6 protein-coding genes are annotated in these 4,701 nt (G+C 68.8%); 3 read left to right on the top strand and 3 right to left on the bottom strand.

The features are described 5' to 3' along the window. Nucleotides 1-269: 269 nt before the first annotated feature. Entirely contained in the window at nucleotides 270-731 is a 462-nt protein-coding gene (gene trmL / locus E5198_RS20500; protein WP_136491760.1) for a tRNA (uridine(34)/cytosine(34)/5-carboxymethylaminomethyluridine(34)-2'-O)-methyltransferase TrmL, read from the top strand. Between the two features lie 172 nt (nucleotides 732-903). Here the strand turns inward: trmL and secB are convergent, their stop codons facing one another. Genes secB through E5198_RS20485 form a run of 3 tightly spaced genes read right to left on the bottom strand, consistent with a single transcriptional unit; the run spans nucleotide 904 to nucleotide 2,078 of the window. After that, nucleotides 904-1,377, bottom strand: coding sequence for a protein-export chaperone SecB (gene secB / locus E5198_RS20495; RefSeq protein ID WP_136491759.1), 474 nt, complete (start codon nucleotides 1,375-1,377; stop codon nucleotides 904-906). A 31-nt stretch (nucleotides 1,378-1,408) separates the two neighbouring features. After that, complete coding sequence (gene grxC, locus E5198_RS20490; protein ID WP_136491758.1) at nucleotides 1,409-1,663, bottom strand: glutaredoxin 3; 255 nt, start codon at nucleotides 1,661-1,663, stop codon at nucleotides 1,409-1,411. Between the two features lies 1 nt (nucleotide 1,664). Then, on the bottom strand, nucleotides 1,665-2,078 hold the full coding sequence (locus E5198_RS20485) for a rhodanese-like domain-containing protein (protein ID WP_136491757.1): 414 nt from the start codon (nucleotides 2,076-2,078) through the stop codon (nucleotides 1,665-1,667). A gap of 146 nt (nucleotides 2,079-2,224) precedes the next feature. Here E5198_RS20485 and gpmI point away from each other — a divergent pair, with 146 nt between their 5' ends. Both gpmI and E5198_RS20475 read left to right on the top strand, forming a co-directional pair. Then, a complete protein-coding gene (gene gpmI, locus E5198_RS20480) occupies nucleotides 2,225-3,763 on the top strand; it encodes a 2,3-bisphosphoglycerate-independent phosphoglycerate mutase (protein WP_136491756.1) in 1,539 nt (512 codons plus the stop codon). Between the two features lie 83 nt (nucleotides 3,764-3,846). Next, the coding region (locus E5198_RS20475; protein ID WP_256659214.1) for a murein hydrolase activator EnvC at nucleotides 3,847-4,701 on the top strand (855 nt) is incomplete at its 3' end.

Genomic DNA, 4,701 nt, shown 5'->3' with positions numbered 1-4,701 from the left:
GGCTCGACCGCGCCGCCCGGCGCGGTGGCGACCAGCTCGCCGAGCGGCAGCTGCACGGCACCGCCCTGGCGCTGCACGCCGACCAGCGCGCAGCCGCCCGCCACGGGGGCCAGCCCGAGCAGTTGATCGGCAGCTTTGGGGGTTCGCTTCAGCCAGGCCAGCAAAGGCTTTCTCCTTGTCCGCAGGTCCGGGACAGTTCGGCAGGCGGCCCGCTGGCAGGCCGCAAACCGCTAGAATGCGCGGCGTCCCGATTCGCACAGGCCCGCCCGATGTTTCATGTTGTGTTGTTCCAGCCGGAAATCCCGCCCAATACCGGCAACATCATCCGACTCTGCGCCAATACCGGCTGCCAGCTGCACCTGGTCGAACCGCTCGGCTTCGAGCTCGACGACAAGCGCCTGCGCCGTGCCGGCCTCGACTACCACGAGTACGCGACGGTAACTCGTCATGCCTCGCTGGAGAGCTGCCTCGCGACCCTGGCCGGGGGCAGGATACTGGCACTCACCACCAAAGCCAATAACAGTTACGCGGAGATGGACTACCACGCCGGCGACGTGCTGCTGTTCGGCCCGGAGAGCCGCGGCCTGCCGACCGAGGTGCTGGCCAGCCTGCCGCCCGAACAGCTGCTGCGCCTGCCGATGCGCCCCGGCTGCCGCAGCCTGAACCTGTCCAACGCGGTGGCGGTGACCGTCTACGAGGCCTGGCGCCAGCACGGTTTCGCCACCGCCTGAGGCTCGATCCCGCCACGCGCCGACCTTGCGACGGCATCATGACAGTCCGACGATAATGCGTAGTGACGCGCATCAAAATAGCGAACCGCGTCACGCTTTTGAACCATCCCTTGGTAGCGGAACCGACAAAAAACCCCGCGCACGGCGGGGTTTCCTGTCGGCGGCGCCGGCTTCAGGCCGTGGCTTCGGCCGCCTGCATGCGCGCCAGTTCCTGGGCGTAGAGGGCGTCGAAGTTGACCGGCGAGAGCATCAGCGCCGGGAACGAGCCGCGCACCACCAGGCTGTCCAGCGCCTCGCGGGCGTAGGGGAACAGCAGGCTCGGGCAGAAGGCGCCGAGGGTGTGGCTCATCGCGGCGGCATCGAGGCCCTTGATCAGGAAGATGCCGGCCTGCTGCACTTCGGCGATGAAGGCGGTGTCGTCGCCGTTCTTCACGGTGACCGAGACGGTCAGCACGACCTCGTGGAAGTCGCCGCCCAGGTCCTTCTGGCGGGTGTTGAGGTCGAGGGTGATGCCCGGCTTCCACTCCTGGCGGAAGATTTCCGGGGTCTTCGGCGCCTCGAAGGACAGGTCGCGGACGTAGATGCGCTGCAGGGAGAACTGCGGCTGGTCGTTCTGCGCGGCGGCGCCGTTGGCTTGTTCGGTCATGCTTTGCTTTCCTTGTTCGTTGCGTGGAGGGTTAGCCGCGCAGCAGCGCGTCCAGCTTGCCGGCGCGCTCCAGGGCGTAGAGGTCGTCGCAGCCGCCGACGTGGGTGGCGCCGATCCAGATCTGCGGCACCGAAGTGCGCCCGGCCTTGCGGCTCATCTCGGCGCGCACGTCCGGCTGGCCGTCGACGCGGATCTCGGTGAAGGCGACGCCCTTGTGGCTCAGCAGCTGCTTGGCGCGCACGCAGTAGGGACAGTAGTCGCTGGAGTAGATGACCACCGGCTGCATGTCACTTCACCACCGGCAGGTTGTCGCCGCGCCAGCTGGCGATGCCGCCGCCCAGGCGGGAGACGTCGTAGCCGGCCTTCTTCAGCTTGCCGCAGATGCTGCCGGCGTGCTGGCCCATGGCGTCGACCACGATCAGGGTCTTGGCCTTGTGCTTGTCCAGCTCGGCGATGCGGCTGTCCAGCTTGTCGTAGGGGATGTTCAGCGCGCCGGTGATGTGGCCGGTGGAGAACTCCTTGTGCGGACGCACGTCGAGCACCAGCGCCTCGCCGGCGTTGAGCTTGGCGGTCAGCTCGCGGCAGCTCAGGCTGCGCCCGCCGCGCCGGGCCTCGCTGGCGATCAGCAGGGCCAGCAGCACCACGAACAGGGTGCTGAGTACATAGTGGTTAGAGGCAAATTCAATCAGCTGGGCAACCATCGCGAGCATCCGGCACGGTAAAATGGCCCGCAGTATACACAGCCAGTCGACACGGCTGAACCCGCCGGCAGTCACCCCTGCGGTGACGTCCGCCGGGTCGGCCAGTAGACTGGCGCCCCTTTCGAACCTGCTCACGAGTCGGACGCATGCCTGCCACGCCCAAACCCCTGGTCCTGATCATCCTGGACGGCTTCGGTCACAGCGACAGCCCGGATTACAACGCCATCCACCACGCCAGCACGCCGGTGTGGGACAACCTGCGCGCCACCCGCCCGTACGGCCTGATCTCCGGCAGCGGCATGGACGTCGGCCTGCCCGACGGGCAGATGGGCAACTCCGAGGTCGGTCACATGAACCTCGGCGCCGGCCGCGTGGTGTACCAGGACTTCACCCGGGTGACCAAGGCGATCCGCGACGGCGAGTTCTTCGACAATGCCGCGATCAACGCGGCGGTGGACAAGGCCGCGGCCGCCGGCAAGGCGGTGCACATCCTCGGCCTGCTCTCCGACGGCGGCGTGCACAGCCACCAGGAGCACATCGCCGCCATGGCCGAACTGGCCGCCCGGCGCGGCGCCGAGCAGATCTACCTGCACGCCTTCCTCGACGGCCGCGACACCCCGCCGAAGAGCGCCACCCCCTCCATCGAGCTGCTCGACGCCACCTTCGCCAAGCTCGGCAAGGGCCGCATCGCCAGCCTGACCGGCCGCTACTTCGCCATGGACCGCGACAACCGCTGGGATCGCGTCGAGCAGGCGTACCGGCTGATCGTCGACGGCGAGGGCGAGTTCGCCGCCGCCAGCGCCATCGAGGGCCTGCAAGCCGCCTATGCGCGCGGCGAGAGCGACGAGTTCGTCAAGGCCACCACCATCGGCACGCCGGTGCGGGTGGAGGACGGCGACGCCGTGGTGTTCATGAACTTCCGCGCCGACCGCGCCCGCGAGCTGACCCGCGCCTTCGTCGAGGGCGACGAGTTCGCCGGCTTCCAGCGCGCGCGCGTGCCGCAGCTGGCCGGCTTCGTCATGCTCACCCAGTACGCGGCGAGCATCCCGGCGCCCTGCGCCTTCCCGCCGGAGCCGCTGACCAACGTGCTCGGCGAGTACCTGGCCAACAACGGCAAGACCCAGCTGCGCATCGCCGAGACCGAGAAGTACGCCCACGTCACCTTCTTCTTCTCCGGCGGGCGCGAGGAGCCGTTCGAGGGCGAGGAGCGCATCCTCATCCCCTCGCCGAACGTCGCCACCTACGACCTCAAGCCGGAAATGAGCGCACCGGAAGTCACCGACCGCATCGTCGACGCCATCGAGAACCAGCGCTACGACGTGATCGTGGTCAACTACGCCAACGGCGACATGGTCGGCCACACCGGCGTGTTCGACGCGGCGGTCAAGGCGGTGGAGTGCCTGGACCAGTGCATCGGCCGCATCACCCGCGCGCTGGACCAGGTCGGCGGCGAGGCGCTGATCACCGCCGACCACGGCAACGTCGAGCAGATGGAGGACGAGGTGACCGGCCAGGCGCACACCGCGCACACCTGCGAGCCGGTGCCGTTCCTCTATTACGGCCCGCGCCCGCTGGCCATCCGCGAGGGCGGCGTGCTCGCCGACGTGGCGCCGACCATGCTCAGGCTGCTGGACCTGCCGATCCCGGCCGAGATGACCGGCACGCCGCTGGTCGAACTGCAGTGAGGATCACGCCCCGGCTCGCCGGGGCGTTCTTTTTGCGTGCGCCCGGAGGCATACTAGGACGCTCACCCACCGGATACCTGTCCATGCTGCGTGCCGCCCTGTTCGCCCTGCTCGCCTGCTGCCTCGCGCCGGCCTTCGCCGATGAGCGCGCCGACGCCCAGCGCCAGCTGGAAGCCGCGCAGAAGGACATCGCCGAGCTGCAGAAGCTGCTCGGCACCCTGCAGCAGGAAAAGTCCGGCATCCAGAAGCAGCTGCAGGGCAGCGAGCGCGAGATGGGCGAACTGCAGAAGCAGATCGAGACCCTCGAGCAGCAGCTCGAAGACGGCGAGCAGGAAATCGAGCGGCTCGACGGGGAGAAAAAAAAACTCCAGAGCCAGCGGGCTGAACAGCAGAAACTGATCTCCCTGCAGATCCGCGCCGCCTACCAGAGCGGCGGCCAGGAATACCTCAAGCTGCTGCTCAACCAGCAGCAGCCCGAACAGTTCACCCGCAACCTCACCTACCACGAGTACCTCAGCCGCGCGCGCCGCGAGCAGCTCGACAGGTACAACGCGATCCTCGAGCAGCTGCATCTCATCGAGGCCGACCTGGCCACCCGCCATGCCGTGCTGGCCGGCCAGCAGGTGGAACTGCAGGACCGTCGCGAGGCGCTGGACAAGGTGCGCAGCGAACACCGCGCGGTGCTGGCCAGACTGAACAGCGAGCTGGGCGACGGCGACAAGCGCCTCAAGGCCCGCCGCCAGGAGCAGGCGCGCCTGGGCGCGCTGCTCAAGACCATCGAGGAAACCCTCGCCCGCCAAGCCCGCGAGGCCGAGGAACGGCGTCTGGCCGAGCAGCGTGCCCGCGAGGAGGCCGAGCGCCAGCGCCTCGCCGCCACCCGCCCTGCCGGCGACAAGGCCGCCAGCGCCACGCCCGCCGGCCCGCAGGTTTCCAGCGCG

The sequence above is a fragment of the Pseudomonas sp. A-1 genome, from assembly GCF_004801855.1.
Lineage (GTDB): Bacteria > Pseudomonadota > Gammaproteobacteria > Pseudomonadales > Pseudomonadaceae > Geopseudomonas.
Note: the sequence above shows the minus strand (reverse complement) of the source record. Positions and strands in the feature narration are given on the sequence as shown.